The sequence below is a fragment of the Cumulibacter soli genome (genome assembly GCF_004382795.1).
Lineage (GTDB): Bacteria > Actinomycetota > Actinomycetes > Mycobacteriales > Antricoccaceae > Cumulibacter > Cumulibacter soli.
In genome coordinates this window covers 224155-245584 of sequence record NZ_SMSG01000006.1, presented here as the reverse complement: position 1 = coordinate 245584, position 21430 = coordinate 224155, and the positions used below count along the sequence as shown (strand labels likewise).

The window sequence follows — 21430 nt, the reverse complement described above, 5'->3', positions numbered from 1 at the left end:
GGGTCGGTAAGGTCGCAGAATGACCGCTACCACCGCCGTCGTCACCGACTCCACGGCGTACCTGCCGCCGCGGATTGCTGATGGGCTGCCGATCCGGGTCATCCCGCTGCACGTGATCATGGGCGAGCGGCAAGGCGAGGACGGCGTCGAGGTATCGCCGGACGACGTTATTGAAGCGCTCGCGGACAAGGCGATCAAAGTCTCGACCTCGCGGCCGACACCGGAGCAATTCGTTGATCACTACCGCGGCCTGCTCGCGGAGGGCTACGAGCGGATCGTCAGCGTGCATATTTCCAGCGAACTGTCGGGCACGTGGGACGCCGCGCGGCTGGCGGCGGTGCAGTGCAACTCCGACGTCGGCACCGAAGTTGTCAGGGTGGTGGATTCACGAACGACAGCGATGGCGCTCGGTTTTGCCGTACTCGTAGCGGCTCGGCGTGCCGTCGTCGGTGCTCGCCTTGACGAGGTGTACGAGGCTGCGGTCGGTTCGTTGAGCGCAGGATCGAACTTCTTTTACGTGGACACGCTGGAGCACCTGCGCCGCGGCGGACGGATCAGCGCCGGGCGAGCTTTATTGGGTACTGCGCTGGCGGTCAAACCGATTCTGCATATCTCCGATGGCATGATCCTGCCGCTGGAAAAGGTGCGTACTGCGGCGAAGGCAATCGCGCGGTTGACCGCGTTGGCCGCAGCCTCCGCGAATGAGTTCGATGCGCCGGTGCATATTGCCGTGCATCATTTGGGCGCGCTGGAGCGTGCCGAGGCGATGCGTACAGAACTCCAGCAGGCCGTTCCCGCCGCCAGCGAGATCGTGATCAGCGAGGTCGGCGCCGTTCTCGGCGCGCATGTCGGTCCGGGCATGCTGGGGGTCATCATCGTCCCGGAGTTGACGCGCCCGGATGCCAATTAGCGGCGTCCCTCCCACAGCCGGCGGGATGCAGCACCTGGATCGGCGAGGACGTCGTCGGTACTTGCGAACAGCTTGGTGGTGCGCCTCTCACCATACACCGACCACCCCGGATCGCCGTCCTGTATGAACGACACCCATGCGGAATGCATCCGGCGCGCGAGATCCCGATCGGGCTGCGGACCCGTCTGTGCGGCGCTGCCGGCAGCATCGAGCGAGTCGAACACGTACGGCACTTCCAGGAAGTGACACGAGCGCAACAGGCCGTCGAATAGCGGTGACTCCCATCCGAACTGGTACATATATGCGTTCGCGCCATTGCCGGCGACGGCCTCGGCGAGGCGGATCGCTGGAATTCTGAATGTCCAGTCGGTCAGTACGGCATCCAGCAGCGCACCTGGTGTGTCCGCCTCGGGGTATGCGGCAGCAGCGTCGGTCGCATCGATCCCTCGCGCGGCGAGAATCGCGTGCACGGCGGGCTCGGTGGACGCCGCGTACACACCGGTCGGCACGAGAAATAGGCGCTGCTCATGCAGGTTGCTGCCGGCGAGTACGTCGATACCGGCGCCCGCTCCGTTGGTGATCGACTCGATCGGCAACGCCGGTAGCACCTCGCCGTCGATGACCGGTTCAAAGGCCATCGAGTTGGCGACCGCACCGCCCCAGATTGCTGGATCAGGGTTCAGCGCCATATCCCGGGTGATGCTCAACTGCGCCTCCAGCAGGCGCTGCCGTGGCACGGCGGCGATGGCGGATCGTTCGGTCAGCACACCGAGTCGGCTGGCGAGCTCGGTAGCGATCCGGTGGCCGTCGGGTCGACTCAGAGCGTGATGTCCGGCGCCGCTTTGTGCAATGACGCGGTGAAACAGACCCGCCGCCAACGGGCTGGACAGCAACGACGTCACGCTCATCCCGCCGGCGGACTCGCCCGCGATGGTGACGCGGTCGGGGTCGCCGCCGAATGCGGCGATATTGTTCTGGATCCATTGCAGCGCGGCGATCTGGTCGCGAAGTCCCAGGTTGCACACGTCGTCGCCCAGGTCGAGAAACCCCTCCGCGCCGAGGCGGTAGTTGATCGTGACGCAGACGATCCCGTCGCGAGCGAATGGTGCACCGTCGTACTGCGGCACGATCCCAGAACCATTCACGTAGGCGCCGCCGTGGATCCACACCAGCACTGCTGCATTATCGGCATCGTGCGGCGTCCACACGTTGAGGTTGAGGTACTCATCGCCATCGACGACGGGCTCGTTGAATAGCGACTGGAACGGATTGGGATACGGGCCTTTGGGCGCCGTAGGTCCGGGCGTATCCGCCGACCGCACGCCTGCCCATGGCGGCGCGGGCGCCGGGGGCTGTAGCCGCAGATCGCCGACCGGCGCGGCCGCGTACGGAATGCCGAGGAATACTCGGCATCCGTCTCGCGTGTGCCCGCGAATCGAGCCCTGTGTTACCTCGACGATGTCAGTCATGGCGAACCCGCTTCGTCTCGTCAACCGTTGGCGCCGAACTTACTCGCTATGTGCGCGATCCGCGACAGCAGCGAGTGCGTTATCCACACGTTCGGAGTGTTTCCACAGTCGCGGAATCTCGCTGGGTGCTGGCGTTGCGCGTTCGTAGCGTGGCGAGCATGACCAGGACGCATGAGCTCGAGCGGGACCGGCAGGTTGCCGACCTCAGGGCGCTGTTGCGCGGCAGCAATGCCGAACCGCCGGCGCGCGCGGTGGACGTCGCGGAGGACGGCGAGATCGACGCGGTCGCTCTCGAGGGTTTCGGCGATGGCTTCGAGCCTCCGCGGACTGCTTGGCGATCACGGCTGGTGCGTCAACGAGGTTCGATCGCCATGTTCCTACTGGTCGCGGTGCTTACCGCGGCCGCCACGATGCTGGTGACCTGGTTGCTGCGTCCCACCCCGACCGCCGTGCCGGCCGGTTCGGGCGCCGATAGCGAGGCGATTGGCGTCGACGAACGCGATGAATCCTCCGATGCGGCACCGTCGTCAGCTGTGGCCACCGATACGGATAAACCTGACAATGCCCTCATCGTCGTCGCGGTGGTCGGCCACGTTGAATCACCAGGGCTTGTGACACTTCCGGAAGGCGCTCGAGTCAGCGATGCGATCGAAGCTGCCGGTGGAGCGCTGCCCGACACCGATCTGAGCACGATCAACATCGCCCGCAAAGTCAGCGACGGCGAGCAGATTGCGGTTGGTATTCCCGGCGCCGCCGATGCGTCCAGTGCTGACGCAGGACCCGGAGGCGGTGATGCCAAGATCAACATCAACTCGGCCAACGCAACGCAACTGGACGAACTACCGGGAGTCGGCCCGGTGCTGGCCCAGAGCATCATTGATTTTCGTGACCAGAGTGGGCCGTTCGCGACGGTCGACGAACTGGCGAACGTATCGGGGATCGGACCGGCGACCCTGGCGAAGTTGTCTGACCTGGTCACAGTGTGAGGCACTGGCGTGACCACGATGCTCGCCTCGCGCCCGCTGCGGCGACCATCTGGACGGTCACCGCCCTCGGAGAGTTCGGCGCCAGCGGGGCTCTCACCGCCTGCGTTGTCGCCGGAATAGCGCTGGCGCTGCTTGCCGCGCCCGCCGCGAAGTGGGCAGTACTTCGGCGCGGCGTGGCGATTCTCCTTGGATGCTGTGCGCTCGCAGGCGCCGTTGCCGCGTGGCTGGCGGCCCAGCGTGTGGACGAGCGTGAATCCTCTCCGCTAGCTGCAGCGGCCGCCGCCGATGCCTTCGTCACGATTGACGGCACCGCTCAGTCCAGGGCTCGCCTGGTGGGCGATCAGCGGTTGGCTGTTGTCGACGTCCACGTGCATGCGGTGACGTATCGTGCTGAAACTTTGAATACTGACCTCAGCGTCGCCGTGATGGGTGAGGCCCAGATGTGGCAGTCCGCGTTGCCAGGAATGCCCGTAAAGGTCCGCGGTACCGCGCACACGCCGGATGGGTCGTCCTCCGAAGTCGCGTTGATCTTTGATTCCGGAAACTCAACTGTGGCGCTACAAGCACCACGCTGGAGCGTCCTGGCCCAACACGTGCGCGATGGCTTGCAGCACGCGGCAGCGGTGAATGATCCGGATTCCGCAGGTTTGCTCGTGGCGTTGGTGCATGGGGATACCAGTGGTATCAGCGATATGACCACACAGGAGTTCCGTCGGTCCGGGCTGGCCCATCTGTTGGCGGTATCGGGCGCTAACGTCGCGATCGTCACCGGCGCGGCGCTCTGGGCAGCGCGGTTGCTGCGGGCGCCGTTCGCGCTACAGGTGGCCGCAGCCGCAGCGGCGCTGATCGCTTTCGTGCTGATCACAGGGTCCGAGCCGAGCGTCGTCCGGGCAGCGGGTATGGGAGTGGTCATGCTCATCGCGCTCGGTGCCGGTAGGCCGCGCGCGGCAGTGCCCGCGCTGTGTAGCGCGGTCATCGTGCTCCTGTTGCTCATGCCAGAACTCGCGGTGTCGATCGGCTTCATTCTGTCGGTACTCGCGACGGCCGGAGTCGTCGTACTCGGCGGATACTGGACTGAGGTCCTGGCAGACCATATGCCGCGGTTTGTCGCGGCAGCATTCGCCGTGGCGGCCGCGGCCGGGATCGCCACCCTGCCGGTGATCGTACTGCTGCTGCCGGTGGTGAACACCGCGTCAATCCTCGCAAACATCGTCGCTGCGCCGGCGGTCCCGGTGGCCACAATCTGTGGTGTGCTCGCCGCCCTGTGCGCGAGTTTCGCGATGCCGATTGCCGAACTGCTGTGTTGGGCTGCGGGCTACTGCGTCCGCTGGATCGCACTCGTAGCGAGGATCGCGGCCGACGCCGACCCGTTCGAGTTCCCCCTGCCGGCCGGCGTCGCCGCCACGCTGATCGTCACGGCGGCGCTGATCGTGTTGGTTGGTGCGGCGGTGTTGACCCGCCGACGAGCGCGGATGCGGGTTGCGCTTGGCGCCTTCCTGGTCGGTGTGTTGGTGCTGTCGGTCCCGGCGCGCTGCATGATCGACAGTGGTCCCGGATCCGATTGGGTCTTCGCATCCTGCGATGTCGGGCAGGGCGATGCGACACTGGCGCGGGTCGCCGACGATTCCGCGGTCCTGCTAGATGCGGGCGCCGACCCGGCGGCGCTGGATGAGTGCTTGGACGAGATGGGTGTCTCGGAGGTCCCGTTGATCCTGCTGACGCATTTTCACGCGGACCACGTCGCTGGGATTCCGGCAGTCCTAGGCAGACGTGAGGTGCAGAAGGTCGTCTTCGGCACGTTCGACGGGGGCAATGCGGAAACCACCGTTCGCGAACTCGCGGGCGCTCACGACGTTGGGGTGCAAGAAGTGGGCGCTGGGTGGCGGCTGACCCTCGGCAGCGTTCACCTTGAGGTAGTGGCGCCGAGCGAACCCATGATCGGCACCAGCAGCGACCCGAACAACAACTCCCTGGTGATCCGGGTCAGCACCCGAGGCGTCACGATGCTGGTCACCGGCGATCTGCAGGAAGAAGCGGAGGCCAAGCTCGTGGACTGCGGATGCCTGAGTGTCGATGTACTCAAGGTGCCGCACCACGGCAGTAAGAACCGCGATGACGAGTTCTTCATGCGCACCCAGGCACGGATAGCGCTTATCTCCGCAGGTGAGGGCAACGATTATGGTCATCCAGCGCCCAGTACCGTTGAGGAACTGCGCAGCCTGGGGATGCTCGTGCGACGCACCGACCTGCACGGAACCATCGTGGTGGTGCTGACCGCAGACGGAGCCCTCGCAGTCCTATAACCCAGACACGCTAGATTGTCTAGATACTCGCTCAAAATAGGAGTTCAGATCATGCGTCGGGTTGTGACGGCTCTCGGGGCCGTGCTGGCACTGGCAGCGGCGACAGCGTGTGGCGATGAAGACGCAGTGCCGACGCTGGACGGCACCGAGACAGCGCCGGCGCCCGCCGCCGAGACCGTGTTTGCTCAAGCGATGAGCCGAATTAGTCCCGACGCGTTGGCTGAAGGCACACTGATTCGGTTCGGTCAGACCGCGCAGTTGTTGGCCCTGGGGGCCGCTGATGAGCGGTGGCTGGAGATCGCTGCGACCGGCAACCGACTGCTGCCCGTCGAATCGTCGGCTAGCGCGATCGGCGTCGACCCAGACGGCGCGACGTACGCCGTGGAGGTCTCGGACGGGCCCACCCGGGTAAGCCTGCTGGTTGGCGGTCAGGACCCCGAGGCGATTACAGTTGCGGCAACGAAGGCCGGCTATACAGGGGACGTCGTGCTGACGCAGGAGGCGGATTCAGCGAACCCGGTGACTCTCGCGGTCCAACAGATCAAACCCCTTGAGGACGACGTCGTGCTCGGCGGCGGTGCCGCCGATGTTGGCTGGGTGGATGCCGGGAGTCTGTTCGCTGACCCCGAGGTCGCGCCGGTAGCGGCGTGCCTGGGCGATGTTCTCGCAGCGATGATCGCTGAACGCGACGGCGGACTCATTGGGATAGGCGTGCGGGAGGAAGCCGCCGAGATCCAGTCCGTGGTGTGCCTGCCAGGAGGCGCGGACGCTGCCTCGGCAGCGGCCGACGCGTTTGACGGCCCGGAGTTCGCTGACCGGCTTGATGTCATCGCGACCGACGTCGTCGAAGCGGACTATGCGAAGGTGCTCGTGCAGCACGCCCCGGGCGAATCGGCGGCGTTGATGATGATGGCTGCTAGCCAACAGGCGCTACCCGGCGCGTGAACCGCCCCGGCCTCAGCGATCACGCGAAGATAGTGCCCGGGTAGCCGGCCGCGGCTTCCTCGGCAATCGTCGCGCGGAACTTCGGCGTACCGCCGTTGTAGATCAGGTAACGGATCGTTCCGGCCTCATGTCCAGGAATATTCGAGTTGTAGCCGGTGAACCAGCCTTGCGCCTTACGCATCAGCATCATTTGATAGAGCCGCTTGACCTCGGCAGCCCACGCCTGCGCCGATTCCTCTGTGGCCTCGATCCTCGAGTAGCCGTGATCCCACGCGTAGGTGAGCAGATCAGTGCACCAGTCGACGCCGATCTCGATCCCGCGAGGGAAGTTCGTCGTCGCTGATGCGCTCTGCGGGCCGTTCGGCATGATCATGTTCGGGAATCCCGGGACCTGGAGGCCGTAACTGGTGATGGGGCCGTCAGCCCAAGCCTCGCGCAACGTCCTGCCGCCGACACCATGAATATCGATGGCCTCGTATGCGCCGGTGATCGCGTCGAAACCGGTCGCGTAAATGATCACATCGAGCTCGTACTCCCGTTCCGTGGTGCGGATCCCGCGTTCGGTGACTCGCTCGATCGGCGTGTCTTTGACTGAGACGAGCTCGACATTGTCGCGGTTGTAGACCTCGAAATAATTGGTCTCCATCGGCACTCGCTGGATTCCGAACCCGTGATCGGTCGGAATCAGCTTCTCGGCGACCTCCGGATCGTTCACGCGCTCGCGGATGCGGTCTGCGATCCACGCGCTGAGCTCGGCGTTGGCTTCCTCATCCATGAACGTGTCACGGAAGTTTGCCAACCAGATACCGAACCCCGGCTCCTGGTAGAGGCGCTCCCATAACGCGACCCGTTCTTCGCGCGGCACGTCGTAAAACGGGCGCCGATCGGGCTCATGGACGAATCCACCCGGCGTGCGTGAGCAGATCTCGAAGATCTCGGCGTACCGGCTCTTGATTTCGGCCATTTCCTCAGGCGAAATCTCCGAGTTGTTCAGCGGGGCACTCCAGTTGGGACGACGCTGGAACACCTTGAGCTCGGCAACCTCGGGCGCAATCGCCGAAATGAGTTGGATCGCCGTCGCGCCGGTCCCGATCACCCCGACACGCTTGCCGCGCAGGTCGACGTCATCGGGATAGTCGTACGTGTGGAACGAGCGCCCGCCGAAATCCTCGACGCCGTCGTACTTGGGCAGCGTGGGCACCGAGAGCAGTCCAACAGCTAGGCACAGGTACCGGCACGTCAACTCGGAGCCGTCGTCCAGGGACAACCGCCAGAGCGTCTCGTCATCGTCGAAATCGGCACGCTGCACGGTGACACCGAACCGCATGTATTGGCGAAGGTCGAACTTGTCGGCGATGAACTGTAGGTACTTCAGGTTCTCGGGCTGGCCGGAGAACCGCTCCTTCCAGTCCCACTCCTGCAGGACCTCCTCGGAGAATGAGAAACCGTAGGTGTAGCTCTCCGAATCAAACCGGGCGCCGGGGTAGCGGTTCCAAAACCAGGTGCCGCCGAGTTCGCCCGCGCTATCGAGCACGAGTGGGCTCAGGCCGAGCTGTTGAAACTTATAGGCCTGATAGATACCGCACACGCCTGCGCCGATGATGATGACCTCGTGATCGACCTCGGTAGCCGTCGACATGGATAAACCTCCGCCGGTTGGTATTCACGTCATCGTAGGGCCCGATCAGTGTGCTGCGCGACCGGTCGGTCGGTGCAGTCCCTTGTCTGGGCGCTGTGACAGGATCGTGTGATGCCGCAGATCGCAGAGCGCCTCGTTCTTGTCGTGGGTGAGGACGACTTCCTTCGCTCACAGGAATCTACGAAGGTGATCGCGACACAACGGGCGGCTCGACCGGACGCTACGTTATCGCTGGAGCGCGTCGACGCGACCTCGACCGATGCGGCCAACGCGATGGCCGATGCGCTCAGCCCGGCACTGTTTGGCGGGGAACGAATCGTCGTTCTGAAGTCGGCCGAATCCTCGACGAAGGATCTCGTCGCGATCCTCACGCAGTACGCCGCCGCGCCGGATGCCGATATCTGCCTGCTCGTCGAGCATTCCGGGGGAGGGCGAGCCAAGACGCTCGCCGCCGACCTGCAGAAGGCAGGTGCCGCGGTCCACCGGGCGCCGACGATCAAGTCGGCCGACGATCGAGTGAAGTACGTACGTTCGGAGGTCGTGGCGGCCGGCGGCAAGATCGATCCGAAAGCCGCTGCGGCGCTGATCGAGGCGGTCGGCGAGGACTCGCGAAGTCTGTCGAGCGCGGCGCGGCAACTCGTCGCTGACGCCGGTGGTGCGATAACGGCCGAGATCGTCGCGCGGTACCACCGTGGACGCGCGGATGTGAAGGTGTACGCCGTAGCCGACGAGATAGTGGCCGGTCACGTTCAGCAGGGTCTAGAGCGGTTGCGGTGGGCGCTGCACGAGGGGACCGCTGAGGTGGTGATTGCCGATGCGATCGCCGAATCGGTACGTTCGGTCGCGAAAGTGGCCGCAGCCGGTCGCGGGAACCCGAATACCTTGGCTTCTCGGTTGGGGATGCCGGCATGGAAGATCCGCAAGATTCAGCAGACCGCAGGAGGCTGGAGCGCCCCAGGGCTGACGATCGCGATGAACGTCGCGGCTCGGCTCAACGGCGAGGTCAAGGGGCAGGCCGCTGATCCTCGATACGCGATTGAGAAGGCAGTACTGGACATCGCCGAGGCGCGCACCGTGCGCTAGGTCGCGCGCTCCGATGGGCCGTCCGACGCAGTGCCCGGCGGACCTGACGCAGTACCCGGCGGATCTAGCGGCAGTGGCCCGGCGGATCTCGTACACAAAGGCCGCATCGTCAGCAGGGGTGTGTGGGAACGCCCGGGCGGTGCCTGGCAACGACGCGAAGCCGCACCCCAACCGGCGAGGGGTGCGGCTTCGCGAGTGAAGCGGAGAGTTAGGCTGCGGCCTTCATGGCCTCGAGCGCCTTGGCCATGCCCGACTTGCGGTTGGCGGCCTGGCGGCGGTGGATGACGCCCTTGCTGGTGGCCTTGTCGAGGTCACGCGAAGCCTTACGAAGCGCGGCGGTCGCCTTCTCGACGTCGCCCGATGCAGCGGCCTCACGGAAGCTGCGCACCGAGGTCTTCAGTGCCGACTTGACGGCCTGGTTGCGCTGACGCGCGATCTCGTTGGTCTTGACGCGCTTGATCTGGGACTTGATGTTCGCCACGAAGGTGCCTTCTTCAGATTGATGATGCCGGGTTGGTTCTGGGCGCGAGTCGTCGCGCACACAAAGAGACAGCGTACCAAGGGGCACAAGGCGAAGACAAACGACAGCGGCGCACGCCACATTAGTCCGCTCGAGTGAAGGTAAGGCAGAATGGCTAGAGTCGCGCCACGCGCGGCGTGCGCCGGGCATCGCCGGCGTCCCGCACCGCCCCATCGAAGGAAACATGTGACCGCCGAGCACACTGACCCCGCGCTGATCAGGAACTTCTGCATCATTGCGCACATCGACCACGGCAAGTCGACGCTGGCCGACCGCATGCTCGAGGTCACCGGCGTGATCGAACAGCGTCAGATGCGTGCGCAGTACCTCGACCGGATGGATATCGAGCGCGAGCGCGGCATCACGATCAAATCGCAGAATGTGCGGCTGCCGTGGCCGGGTACGGACGAGCGTGGCTACACCCTGCACATGATCGACACCCCCGGGCACGTCGATTTCAGTTACGAAGTGTCGCGGTCGCTGGCAGCCTGCGAGGGCGCGATCCTGCTGGTTGATGCGGCGCAAGGGATCGAGGCGCAAACCCTGGCCAATCTGTACATGGCTATGGAGAACGACCTCACGATCATCCCGGTGCTGAACAAGATCGATCTGCCCGCCGCGCAACCCGAGTTGTACGCCGAGGAGATCGCCGGGATCATCGGCTGTGAACCGGATTCGATCTTGCGGGTCTCGGGCAAGACCGGTGTGGGCGTGCCCGAACTGCTCAATCGCATTGTCGAGGAGATCCCACCGCCGGTCGGGCAGATGGGAGGCCCTGCCCGGGCGATGATTTTCGATTCCGTCTACGACATCTACCGTGGCGTCATCACCTACGTGCGCGTGGTCGACGGACGGATCTCCGCGCGCGAGCGGATCAAAATGATGTCCACGAACGCGACCCACGAACTGCTCGAACTCGGGGTGATCTCACCCGAGCCGGTGCCGGTGAAGTCGCTCGGGGTCGGCGAAGTCGGTTACCTGATTACCGGCGTGAAGGACGTTCGTCAGTCCCGCGTCGGCGATACGGTCACGCTTCAAGCTGCACCAGCCAGTGACGCGATCGGTGGCTACCGCGACCCCAAGCCCATGGTGTATTCGGGCTTGTTCCCGATCGACGGATCGGATTACCCGCTACTGCGCGACGCCCTCGACAAGTTACGGCTCAACGACGCCGCGCTGACTTACGAGCCGGAAAACTCCACTGCGCTCGGGTTCGGGTTCCGCTGCGGCTTCCTAGGACTGCTGCACCTGGAAATCGTGCGCGAACGACTGGAGCGCGAGTTCGGCCTGGCGCTGATTTCGACTGCGCCCAACGTTATCTATGACGTCACCATGGACGATGGCACCGAGACGGTGGTGACCAATCCGAGCGATTGGCCGGTCGGGAAGGTCGCCGAAGTGCGCGAACCGGTCGTGAAATGCACGTTGATCGCGCCCGCAGAATTCACCGGCGCAATTATGGAGCTGTGTCAGTCACGGCGCGGTGTCATGAAGGGGATGGACTACCTCTCCGAGACGCGGATCGAGTTGCGTTACGACCTGCCGCTAGCCGAGATCATCTTCGATTTCTTCGACTCGCTGAAGTCGCGTACCCGCGGCTATGCCTCCCTTGACTACGAGGAGTCCGGCGTGCAGGCAACCGACCTGGTGAAGGTCGACATTTTGCTACAAGGCGAGCAAGTGGATGCGTTCTCGGCGATCGTGCATAAGGACAAGGCGTACTCGTACGGCGTGATGATGACCGCGAAGCTGCGCGAGTTGATTCCGCGCCAGCAATTCGAGGTACCGATCCAGGCAGCCGTGGGCTCGCGGATCATCGCGCGCGAGACGATTCGCGCCATTCGCAAGGACGTGCTGGCGAAGTGCTACGGCGGCGACATCAGCCGCAAGCGCAAACTGCTGGAGAAGCAGAAGGAAGGCAAGAAGCGGATGAAGATGGTGGGCCGGGTGGAAGTGCCCCAGGAGGCCTTCATCGCAGCACTGTCCACCGACGAGCCAGCCGGCAAGTCAAAGTAGTTTTCGCTTCTATAGCGGTGATTCGTGGCGCGGACGCTGCGCCGAGAAACCGTCGCTCGGACCTATTTCGCAGACTGCTTAGAGGCATTCACGCGGGTGGTTGAACCGCGGCGCTACGCATCGTTTGCGGCGGCCACGGCGAGACGGACCTTGGTGCTAATCGCCTGTCGCACCTTCGGCGGCGTCATGATCGCACCGCTGCGCGCCAGATCATCCATCAGCGTCTTGACTTGCTGGAAGTAGGTCGCACGTTCCGCATCGGTCGATGCACCTTCGGCATGCTTCAACAGTTTGTAGGCTTGGTCCAGACGCCTGCGGTCGGTATCGGCGAGCAACGAGGTACCCACGCTGCGAGCGTGGCGTTCTGCGGCACTCCACGCCATCTCCAGCGCGCTGATGGAGTCGCGGTACGCCGCCGATAGCTTTCCGTCGGGGAACTCGTCGGTGCGAAAGGCGGACGCATCGCTGAGTGCCTCGATGAACTCGGCCGTCGCTGGGATGGTCACATCGGTCATCGCGGGGAACCGCATGACCATGCCTGGGTCCACCTCGTACGGGGAGTACGCGAGTAAGACAGCGTCGTGCCGCTCGCGGGCCCGACGCCAGAGAATCTCCTCCGGTTCGGGGCGCGCCTGCCCGCTCATGCCGGTGGTGTTACCGGTGTGCACACCGGCCGCGGCGCGTCCCGAGTGCGCCCCAGGCGATCCGTCTGCCGTCGGGGCGCCTGTCGCATCGGGCTTGGCCGAGATTGTCGGTGGTACGGGCGGATTCGACGGCATCGGCTCCACTGACGCGTCGGCACCCGCGCTATGCCAGGTGCTGGTGTTCCTGAACTTCGCCGACGGTGCCGGCGGATGGGAGAGCTCCGGTAGCGGCGCGCCCTCAACCAACGCAGCCTCGATGATGTCCGCGTACGGATTAGCCGAGTCCAAGCTCACATGCGCGACGACGCCGTCCACTCGGTGCAGCGTCAAGTACCGGTACCCCTGCACGAGATACGTGCCGATGGCAGGTGACACTGGCCCGCCACGGTAGGTGTCATTGATCTGCACCGATCTCAGGGCGCTACGACGCCAGTGGTGCATCTCGCCGTCGCGACCGAAGGAGACCGTATCCGGGCCGATGCTTAGCCCCACCCGCTTCCCGCCGGAGGTGGCGTACGCGAGCCCGCCGAAGGTGAGCCCGAGGGCGCTGGCGATGACCGCGGTGATGGCAATCGATCCGCTGCCGAGAATCAGGAACGCAATGCCGGCTAGCACCAGTGCCAGAAACATCAGCAACTGTCGGTGCTTCCCGGACATATTGGTGTGCGGCTGACGGATGTACGCGCCGTACCACGCGGGCTCGACGTCCGACGGCATCGGCCTCATGTCGGCTTCGGTGTGTTCGTCGTCGGCGGTGGTCATCGCCCCTCAGTCCCAGTCAAGGGCGACCCAGAAACCCGCTGTAGTCTCAGCGGCGTGAAGCCCCGGAGTTTGCCCGTAGCCTCGATGGTAAACGGTGCCGCATCCGCCGCGCTTGGATCCCTTGCGGTGATAGTCGTCCGAGATAATCCCGGACCGCTCGGGATCTCAATAGGAGCGACGCTCGGTGTTGCATCGGCTTTCTGGATCTGCGGCGCGCTGCGTAAGTCAGTCGGTGCAATACGAGACTTACAGAGTGGAATCGACCTGCTGCCGCCGGTGACTGCGGTCGGTAACCGCGATACGGCGGCTCGCCCGCTCGGCATTGAGTCAGAGCGCACCTACGGCCCGGACGGTCACGATGACCGTCGCAAAGTGAGCGTGGACCTGGCCTGGCGGGCAGAGGGCGATTCACGTGACGAGTGGATTATCAAGCGCACCGTGGTCGATGGTCATGTGCCGGGTAACCAGCTCAGTTCGCTACTGGGTGATCTGAAGGTCACGGACCCGTCCGGGAGCCGATCACGAGTCGACGCTATCGGCCGGGCGCATTCGCGAGTGAACACCGAGGAAGCGCGCTCAGTGCCGCTCGGGCGTACGCCGCGCCCGCGGACCCGGCCAGCGCTGGCGGCCGCCGCGGTGGGCCTTTCGATCGTCGTTGGCGGTGTCGTCATCCCGGTGACTATGTCATCGGCGCAGTTACCGTCGATCACCTCTGCTACGGACGACTCTGCCACCGGTGGCGGCGAGTCCGTCACCATCGGAGAGGCCACCGATATGTTCCTCGCCCTCCTGGACGCCGCGGACGAGTTCAAACCGGGCAGTTCGCAGCACGTGCGGAGCCTGCGAGTAACGCCTGGATCCGGGGCATACGGCACATTCCACGATCCCGAAACCGGCCAGGACATCAGCGTGAACAGTTTCGATCTCACGCCGACGTACGACGATGAACTCGCGTCCTCCGATGGGACATTCAGTCTCGCGGACCGTAATCTGCCTGATTTCGCCGCGATGAGCCAGACGATTGATGCCGACGCAGGGCTTGGTGAACCCACGGATATCCAGATCGCTGCTGTCGACACCGACGCTCCAGCGCCGAGCCAAGCCGAGATCGAGTTTCAGTACGGCGAGGGCGGTAACTACACCTATGTGCACGGCCGACTCGACGGCACGCTCGCGCCGCTATGGGCTCTTGACGATATGGACGCCTGGTACGAGCAGCTAGGCGCCACGCTTGACGAACTCGGCTATGCCCCCTTCGACCTCGGGGCGATTCTGATCAAGAATGGGCACGAATTTGGCTTCGACGTGCTGCGCTCTCGGGGCGGATCGTTTGCATCCTCGCTGTCGGGAGCAGGTACCGGTTTCGCGATAGATATGGTCGTCGGTGGCAATATGATTCGGCTCGAGCAACCGTACGGCGGGTTCGCCACCACCAACGACCCAATCGTGAGTTCAACGCCACCGCTGACTTTCGCATTGAGCGAGGTCAGCGGCGATGCGTTGCAGCAGGTGATCGACGCCAGCGACGCGGCTACGAACGCCGAGCCGATCGATAAGGCGAATCGGTACGTGCAGGTCAGTCGTGGCATCAGCGACGAGGAGAACACGCAACTCACCGATGCCGGGCAGGACCCGTACGAGGTCGACGTCCCGCTGCGATATCTCGTCGGCTACGGCGACGAGGACGGCACCATCTACGACGCCGACGGCACCCCGAGCGACGGGATCTAGGCCTGCAGGACGGCGGCAATGATTACCGCCCCGGAGCGATATCAGCAGTCAAGCACGCGATTCGCCTCACGCAGTCGGCGCCCACTCCAACACCGCGACAAGGATCGCCTTGGTAGCCGCATCCAGCGTTGGATGCATTACCGGCGCAAAGAACGGTGAGTGGTTCATTGGGATCTCGCTCATCACCGCACCGCGCTTTTCCGCATCCTTATACGTCTCGCGGTCCATGCCGCCCACGTTCCAGTAGCAGAACGGGATTCCGAACGCATTGGGGATATGGCTGAAGTCCTCGCTGCCGCCGGACCGTGGCCGTTCGGTATACCAATCGCCGAACTCCGCCGCGAACGCCTGCTGCAGGCGCTCGGTCACCTGCCCGTCGTTCACGGTGAGCGGGAACTGATCGAAGTACTCGAATGTCGGCGGCTTCGGCGATCCGGACGCCTCACACTCTGCGGTGACGATCCGCTCGATCGCGCTCAACACGCGCTGACGCGTGGAGTCACTGTAGGAGCGCACATTGATCTGGAGTTCGCCGGAATCGCTGATGATGTTCACCTTGTTGCCGACCGCGATCTTGCCGACCGTCACCACGGCGAAGTCGCCGGGGCGGACCTCGCGCGAGACGATTCCCTGCAACCGCAGCACGATCGAGCTCACTAGCAGCGCCGGATCAATCGTCGTATGGGGTGCGCTGCCGTGTCCGCCGCGTCCGAACACGGTTACCTTGATCGAGTCGGCTGTGGAGTACGCTGGCCCCGAGCACGCGTGTACTTCACCAGCCGGGTACGGCGTGACGTGCTGTGAGAACGCGACGTCGGGAACCGGGATCCGCTCGGTCAGGTTGTCATTGACCATCTTTTGCGCCCCGCCACCGCGCTCCTCGGCAGGCTGGAACAACGCCAAGAAGGTTCCGGACCAGCAGTCCGGATTCTCCGCGAGTAGCCGTGTCGCCGACAGCAGGCCCGTGATGTGCACGTCGTGCCCGCAAGCGTGCATCACTGCGGACTCCTCACCGTCCACCGATGTTCCCCGCGCAGTACTGGCGTAATCCAACCCAGTCAGTTCCCGTACCGGCAGGCCGTCGATATCCGCGCGCATCAGCACCGTAGGGCCGGATCCGTTGCGCAACACACCGACAAGCCCAGTCTCGCCCACGTTGCGCACGACCTCGACGCCCGCCATCGATGACAGCTCGTCCGCGATCTTGTCGTGCGTTGCGTGCTCGACGAAGCTCAACTCGGGGTTGCGGTGGAAATGTAGATAAAGGTCATCCTGCCAGGAGGCGATCGACTCCTGCGCGGCGAGGATGCGGTCCATAGCTGAGGTGCTCATCTGCGGGTCCTTTCGGAGTTCGGCACGCGCTGTGAGTTACAACATAACGGGCCCCGTAGCGGCTGCTACGGGGCCCGTCATGGTCGCAGTTAGATGGTAAAGACGATCTTGCCGTTCGTCTCGCCGTCCACCATCGCCTGGAATCCGGCCTTCGCCTCGGCCAGCGGCAACGTCTTGTCGATCGCCGGGCGGATTCCGGTGGTCTTCAGCAAGTTCATCAGCGCGGCAAGTTCGGTGCTGTTGCCCATCGTCGATCCCACGATGCGCATCTGCAGGAAGAACACGCGAGCGAGATCAGCCGGCGGGTTGAAACCACTCGTCGCGCCGCAGCACACCACGGTGCCGCCGGGACGCAGCGAGCGCAGCGAATGCGACCAGGTCGCCTCGCCGACGGTCTCGAGTACGGCGTCCACCTTTCCAGGCAGCCGAGCGCCGGACTCGAACGTCTGATGTGCTCCGTTGGCGGCGGCAGCGGCGCGCTTCTCCTCGGTGCGGCCGGTCACCCAGACCTGCAGACCCATCGCCTTGGCGATGGCTGTCGCAGCCGTCGCCACACCACCGGAGGCACCCTGGATCAGCACCGTGTCACCCGGCTTCAGGCCCGAGTCTTTGGTCAGCATGCGGTACGCCGTCAGCCACGCGGTCGGTAGGCACGACGCCTCCTCGAACGACAACTCGGCCGGCTTGGCGATGAGGTTCTGCTTGGGCACGGTGACGTACTCGGCGAACGTACCCTGATGCACCTCCGAGAGCAGTGAACGGCGCGGGTCAAACGTTTCGTCACCGGTCCACCCCGGGGAGGAGATGACCGAGTGGATCAGGACTTCGTTGCCGTCCTCATCGATCCCCGCGGCATCGGTGCCGAGGATCATCGGCATCTTGTCCTCGGGCAGGCCCTGACCCTTCAGGGACCAGACGTCGTGGTGGTTGAGCGAAGCGGCCTTGACCTGGACGCGGGCCCAGCCATCGGCAATAGCCGGTTCGGGGCGTTCGCCTAGCTCCAAGGCGGCCATCGGGTCTTCGGCGTTAGGGGCAGATACAAAAACAGAGAACATAACCGGATCCTACGCAGCCTGCCGGTCACTGGCGAACCGGTGTCGTGAAGGCACTCATATTCGCGTGCGAATATGGCCAACTTCCCATTTGTGCAAGGGAAGTAGCGCGCCTATCGTGGTCCCCTGCGACCGCCGGAACGACGGCGGAGCGATCCGAGGAGAACCACATGTCAATGCACTGCCAGGTAACGGGTGCCAAGCCGAGCTTTGGTAAGTCCGTTTCACACTCCCATCGGCGCACCAGCCGCCGATGGGACCCAAATATCCAGGTCAAACGGTTCTTCCTGCCCAGCGAGAACAGGTACGTCAGACTGCGAGTGTCGGCCAAGGGGATTAAGACCATCGACAAGCAGGGGATCGAGGCCGTCGTGAAGCGGCTGCGCGCGCAGGGCGAGAGGGTCTGACGTGGCAGGGAAATCAACCGATCTGCGCCCCGTGATTAAGCTGAAATCGACGGCCGGTACGGGCTACACCTATGTCACGCGGAAGAACCGCCGCAATGATCCGGAGCGCCTCGTATTACGCAAGTACGACCCGATAGTACGGCGGCACGTGGAGTTCAAAGAGGAACGTTAAGTAGATGGCCAAAAAGAGCAAAATCTCCCGCGATCAACAGCGTCGGGTAGTCGTCGCCCGCTTTGCGCAGCGTCGCGCGGAATTCAAACGCATCATCGCCGCACCGTCATCAACCGCCGAACAGGTGCGAGAGGCACAGGCGGAGTTGCAGCGCCAACCTCGCGATGCCAGCGCCGTCCGCCTGCGTAATCGCGACGCGGTAGACGGCCGCCCGCGCGGCTATCTGCGCAAGTTCGGCGTATCGCGCGTGCGGCTGCGCGCGATGGCGCACGCCGGCGAGCTGCCCGGCGTGACGAAGTCGAGTTGGTGAACATGCTGGAAATTACCGCGCTGTGCGGAATCGACCAAGCCGACACCGGGCTCCTCGCATCTTCGATGGTGCTGCGCGATAGTCGGTGCGCCACGATCTGGGTCGACCCATCCACGGCATTCCTCGGCCGGATGAGCGCGCTGATCAGCGACGGCGTGGGCTGGCAGGACTCACTGGAGATCGACGCCCAGGACTGCCTCACCTGCAGCTACCTGAACGCACTGCGGGTCTGCATCGAGAGAGTGGTCCGACTTGGCAGGCACGATCTGCTGGCGTTACGCCTCGCCCCGAGCGTCGAGGCCGACGCAGTGCTGGAGTCACTGTGCGCCACGCTCGATCCCGAGCATGCCCGACTCGACACTGTCGTCGGCGTCCTGAAAGCAGGCGCTTGGCTCGATGATCTCTCCGGCGGCGACATCCTCGGAGAGCGGGGGATCGGCGTCCAAGCCGAGGACGACCGACCCGTGGCAACCATCATCGCCGCGCAAGTCAGCTCCTGCGACCTGTTGGTGCTGACCGAGGGAAGTTGCTCGGAGGATGAACTCGCAGCACTCAGCGCGCTCGCGCCCGGCACCCCGCTGCTGCTCGGCGCCGACTTGCTCGCGCTACCGATGCTCACGCTGGCCCGCACCGGCCGCCACCAGCCGCGATGCCTCGGCGCATTCGAGCGGGACGGGCTGCTCGATTGGTCCGCAGACGTGCCGCGAGCAGGCTCGAGCCTTCAGGTCGTGCGGTGGAAGTCCGAACGGCCACTGCATGCCGCACGGTTGAGCGACGCGTTGGAAGCGCTCGCTGATCGCGTCATCCGCTCCGCGGGGCGCATCGTGATCGCTTCGACCTCGGATCGTTGGACCCGCTGGGACAGTGCCGGCGAGTCGCTGAGCCTCGGCGACCTGGGTCCACGAGATGGCGATACCGCAATCAGCAGACTGACGTTCCTAGGCCGAGAACTGGACGTGCACAGCATTCGCGGCCTGCTTGACTCGTGCGTACTGACCGACGAGGAGTACAACGCCGGACCGAGCGCGTGGCATGACTACGAGGACCCGTTCGCTGTCGACATCAGCGAGTCCGACATTGACGAAACAGAAGGAAACTAGCGATGCGCAAGGATATTCACCCCGACTACCACCCGGTCGTGTTCGAGGACATGGCCGTCGGTACGCGGATCCTGACCCGTACGACCGCTACAAGCCAACAGAGCACCGTGTGGGAAGACGGCAACACCTATCCGCTTATTCAGGTGGAGACCTCCTCGGCCAGTCACCCCTTCTCGACCGGGAAAGGTCGGATCATGGACACCGAGGGGCGGGTGGAGAAGTTCAACAAGCGCTACGCGCGGACGACCCGCTAGCGCCCGTTGGGAAATCCGCCGCGGACGACGATCACCGATCGGGATGATTCACGTCTTGGCGAAGCTGACCGCGACGGCCCACGGACCTTGCCCACCACCCAGCCAATCACGGCGAGCAGCAGCAAGATTGGAATGGCGAACGCCAACACGACGAGCGACGCAGCCGCGAGCGCGATGATCCCAGCCGCAACGAGCACCAGTACGGCGGTGCCCTTCCAACCGATCATCTTGAACAGGGACGGCTTGCCCTTCTTGTTCAGCAAGTGCTCGGGAATCGGTGGGATCGCACCGCCGAGGCCGCCAGCGCCTGCCTGAAACGGATTCTGGGTACGAGCGCCGGACGTGCCCGTCGCTTCGGGTGCGACGTACTCGCCTTGTTCGTCGATGATGGTGGGCTTGCTCTGCGGATCACGCACTGTGCTGACTCCTGCATCCCTTCGAGGTTCCTCCGCCGCGGCCGAGGAAGTCGCCGGGGCGTTACTGATCACAACGCACTTTGGCCGCGTGATGTTCCCGGCCCCAACGCGGATTACACTCGGCGCCGTGCCTTCGGTAGAGCTGGATTCAGACGAGATCGTGCCGATGGACGGGCGACTTTCGGCCGAGGCGCTCGAGCAGACTCGTCGGGCGCCATTCGGCTTCTATGTGCACGTGCCGTTCTGCGCGACGCGGTGCGGCTACTGCGATTTCAACACCTACACGGCGCGCGAACTCACCGCGCGCGACGGATCGGCGATCGTCAGCCGCGAGAGTTACGGCGAACTCGTGCGCAACGAGATCCGTCTGGCCCGGCGAGTGCTCGGCGATGCCGATCTGCCGGTCGAATCGATCTTTGTCGGCGGGGGGACGCCGAGTCTGCTGCCGGTTGGTGAACTCAGCGCGATCGTGCGCACTATCAGCGATGAGTTCACGCTGGCGCCTGGCGCGGAGGTCACGACAGAGGCGAACCCCGAGTCAGTGTCTCCGCAACTGCTGGAGAATCTGCGCGCGGGCGGTTTCACCCGCGTCTCGCTCGGCATGCAATCGGCGGCGCCGCACGTGCTGCAGGTGCTTGATCGCACCCATTCACCAGGTCGCGCGCGGGCCGCCGCTCAGGAGGCGGCCGACGCCGGGTTCGAGCACATCAACCTGGACTTGATCTACGGCGCGCCGGGAGAAACCGACGATGATTGGCGCGCCAGCCTCGACGCCGTCCTAGAGGCACCGGTCGATCATGTATCGGCGTACGCGCTGATCGTTGAGGAGGGCACCGCGCTCGCGCGCCGGATCGCGCGCGGCGAGATCGGCGAACCTGACGACGACGTGCACGCCGATCGGTACGAGATCGCCGAGGAGATCCTTGGTGCGGCTGGGTTCGAGTGGTACGAGGTGTCGAACTGGGCGCGGGGGCAGGATGCGCGGTGCCGACACAACGAGATTTACTGGCGCGGCGGCGGTTGGTGGGGCGCAGGGCCCGGCGCGCATAGTCACGCTGGCGGGGTGCGCTGGTGGAACGTGAAGCACCCTGCGGCGTACGCCGCCCGGATTGGCGCCGGACTGAGTCCGGCGCATGGGCGCGAGACGCTGACTGAACAGCAACGGGCGATGGAGCGAGTCATGCTCGGTATCCGGATGCGCGAGGGCATCGACGTCGGCGACCTATCCGCGCGCGCGATCGGTGAGACCAAGCAGATGGTGACCTATGGCCTGCTGGACGGCGCCGCGCTGGCTCACGAGCGGGTCGTATTGACCCTTCGCGGACGGTTGCTCGCGGACGCCGTGATCCGCGACCTCGTGGACTGAGCGCAACTACGAA

The 21430-nt window shown here is 64.6% G+C and carries 20 protein-coding genes; 13 read left to right on the top strand and 7 right to left on the bottom strand.

Annotation, left to right across the window (positions count from 1 at the left end; genetic code table 11):
* Nucleotides 1-19 precede the first annotated feature (19 nt).
* Nucleotides 20-910: a DegV family protein gene (locus tag E1H16_RS14450; RefSeq protein WP_134324618.1), complete on the top strand. Its 891-nt coding sequence runs from the start codon at nucleotides 20-22 to the stop codon at nucleotides 908-910.
* On the opposite strand, the gene E1H16_RS14445 is transcribed toward E1H16_RS14450, so the two are convergent.
* A complete protein-coding gene (locus E1H16_RS14445) occupies nucleotides 907-2379 on the bottom strand; it encodes a carboxylesterase/lipase family protein (protein WP_134324617.1) in 1473 nt (490 codons plus the stop codon). The two genes, E1H16_RS14450 and E1H16_RS14445, sit on opposite strands and share 4 nt — an antisense overlap.
* A gap of 158 nt (nucleotides 2380-2537) precedes the next feature.
* Here E1H16_RS14445 and E1H16_RS14440 point away from each other — a divergent pair, with 158 nt between their 5' ends.
* From E1H16_RS14440 to E1H16_RS14430, 3 genes are read left to right on the top strand one after another with little or no spacing between them, the layout of a single operon-like run.
* Nucleotides 2538-3365 carry a ComEA family DNA-binding protein gene (locus E1H16_RS14440; RefSeq protein ID WP_134324616.1) on the top strand — a complete coding sequence of 276 codons (828 nt, stop codon included), beginning with the start codon at nucleotides 2538-2540 and terminating at the stop codon, nucleotides 3363-3365.
* Entirely contained in the window at nucleotides 3362-5668 is a 2307-nt protein-coding gene (locus tag E1H16_RS14435) for a ComEC/Rec2 family competence protein (RefSeq protein WP_134324615.1), read from the top strand. Before E1H16_RS14440 ends, E1H16_RS14435 begins: the two co-directional genes overlap by 4 nt.
* 51 nt (nucleotides 5669-5719) lie before the next feature.
* Nucleotides 5720-6613, top strand: coding sequence for a hypothetical protein (locus E1H16_RS14430; protein ID WP_134324614.1), 894 nt, complete (start codon nucleotides 5720-5722; stop codon nucleotides 6611-6613).
* Between the two features lie 19 nt (nucleotides 6614-6632).
* Here the strand turns inward: E1H16_RS14430 and E1H16_RS14425 are convergent, their stop codons facing one another.
* On the bottom strand, nucleotides 6633-8252 hold the full coding sequence (locus tag E1H16_RS14425) for a flavin-containing monooxygenase (protein ID WP_134324613.1): 1620 nt from the start codon (nucleotides 8250-8252) through the stop codon (nucleotides 6633-6635).
* A 111-nt stretch (nucleotides 8253-8363) separates the two neighbouring features.
* On the opposite strand from E1H16_RS14425, the gene holA reads away from it, so the two are divergent.
* Complete coding sequence (gene holA, locus E1H16_RS14420) at nucleotides 8364-9335, top strand: DNA polymerase III subunit delta (RefSeq protein WP_134324612.1); 972 nt, start codon at nucleotides 8364-8366, stop codon at nucleotides 9333-9335.
* A gap of 208 nt (nucleotides 9336-9543) precedes the next feature.
* On the opposite strand, the gene rpsT is transcribed toward holA, so the two are convergent.
* A complete protein-coding gene (rpsT, locus tag E1H16_RS14415; RefSeq protein WP_134324611.1) occupies nucleotides 9544-9816 on the bottom strand; it encodes a 30S ribosomal protein S20 in 273 nt (90 codons plus the stop codon).
* A gap of 225 nt (nucleotides 9817-10041) precedes the next feature.
* On the opposite strand from rpsT, the gene lepA reads away from it, so the two are divergent.
* The gene (gene lepA, locus E1H16_RS14410) at nucleotides 10042-11871 is read left to right on the top strand and encodes a translation elongation factor 4 (protein WP_243837867.1); all 1830 of its coding nucleotides are present in this window, start codon (nucleotides 10042-10044) and stop codon (nucleotides 11869-11871) included.
* Between the two features lie 113 nt (nucleotides 11872-11984).
* Here lepA and E1H16_RS14405 read toward each other — a convergent pair whose 3' ends face one another.
* Entirely contained in the window at nucleotides 11985-13277 is a 1293-nt protein-coding gene (locus E1H16_RS14405; RefSeq protein ID WP_134324609.1) for a hypothetical protein, read from the bottom strand.
* Nucleotides 13278-13331: 54 nt separating this feature from the next.
* Here E1H16_RS14405 and E1H16_RS14400 point away from each other — a divergent pair, with 54 nt between their 5' ends.
* Nucleotides 13332-15008: a hypothetical protein gene (locus E1H16_RS14400; RefSeq protein ID WP_134324608.1), complete on the top strand. Its 1677-nt coding sequence runs from the start codon at nucleotides 13332-13334 to the stop codon at nucleotides 15006-15008.
* A 66-nt stretch (nucleotides 15009-15074) separates the two neighbouring features.
* Here E1H16_RS14400 and E1H16_RS14395 read toward each other — a convergent pair whose 3' ends face one another.
* Entirely contained in the window at nucleotides 15075-16340 is a 1266-nt protein-coding gene (locus E1H16_RS14395; RefSeq protein ID WP_134324607.1) for an amidohydrolase, read from the bottom strand.
* Nucleotides 16341-16429: 89 nt separating this feature from the next.
* Nucleotides 16430-17395, bottom strand: a complete 966-nt coding sequence (locus E1H16_RS14390; protein ID WP_134324606.1) for a zinc-binding dehydrogenase — start codon at nucleotides 17393-17395, stop codon at nucleotides 16430-16432.
* 167 nt (nucleotides 17396-17562) lie between these two features.
* Between E1H16_RS14390 and rpmB the strand changes: the two genes are divergently transcribed.
* The 5 genes from rpmB to E1H16_RS14365 are packed head-to-tail and all read left to right on the top strand — an operon-like array spanning nucleotide 17563 to nucleotide 19635.
* The gene (gene rpmB, locus E1H16_RS14385; protein ID WP_134324605.1) at nucleotides 17563-17799 is read left to right on the top strand and encodes a 50S ribosomal protein L28; all 237 of its coding nucleotides are present in this window, start codon (nucleotides 17563-17565) and stop codon (nucleotides 17797-17799) included.
* A gap of 31 nt (nucleotides 17800-17830) precedes the next feature.
* Nucleotides 17831-17971 (top strand): 50S ribosomal protein L33, encoded by a 141-nt coding sequence (gene rpmG / locus E1H16_RS14380; protein WP_481764299.1) that lies wholly within the window; start codon nucleotides 17831-17833, stop codon nucleotides 17969-17971.
* Nucleotides 17972-17975: 4 nt separating this feature from the next.
* Nucleotides 17976-18281: a 30S ribosomal protein S14 gene (gene rpsN / locus E1H16_RS14375; RefSeq protein WP_134324603.1), complete on the top strand. Its 306-nt coding sequence runs from the start codon at nucleotides 17976-17978 to the stop codon at nucleotides 18279-18281.
* A gap of 2 nt (nucleotides 18282-18283) precedes the next feature.
* A complete protein-coding gene (locus E1H16_RS14370) occupies nucleotides 18284-19381 on the top strand; it encodes a GTP-binding protein (RefSeq protein WP_134324602.1) in 1098 nt (365 codons plus the stop codon).
* Nucleotides 19382-19383: 2 nt separating this feature from the next.
* Nucleotides 19384-19635 (top strand): type B 50S ribosomal protein L31, encoded by a 252-nt coding sequence (locus E1H16_RS14365; protein ID WP_134324601.1) that lies wholly within the window; start codon nucleotides 19384-19386, stop codon nucleotides 19633-19635.
* Here the strand turns inward: E1H16_RS14365 and E1H16_RS14360 are convergent.
* Complete coding sequence (locus tag E1H16_RS14360; protein WP_134324600.1) at nucleotides 19632-20051, bottom strand: hypothetical protein; 420 nt, start codon at nucleotides 20049-20051, stop codon at nucleotides 19632-19634. The two genes, E1H16_RS14365 and E1H16_RS14360, sit on opposite strands and share 4 nt — an antisense overlap.
* A gap of 127 nt (nucleotides 20052-20178) precedes the next feature.
* Between E1H16_RS14360 and hemW the strand changes: the two genes are divergently transcribed.
* On the top strand, nucleotides 20179-21417 hold the full coding sequence (gene hemW, locus E1H16_RS14355; protein ID WP_243837866.1) for a radical SAM family heme chaperone HemW: 1239 nt from the start codon (nucleotides 20179-20181) through the stop codon (nucleotides 21415-21417).
* Nucleotides 21418-21430: the final 13 nt, after the last annotated feature.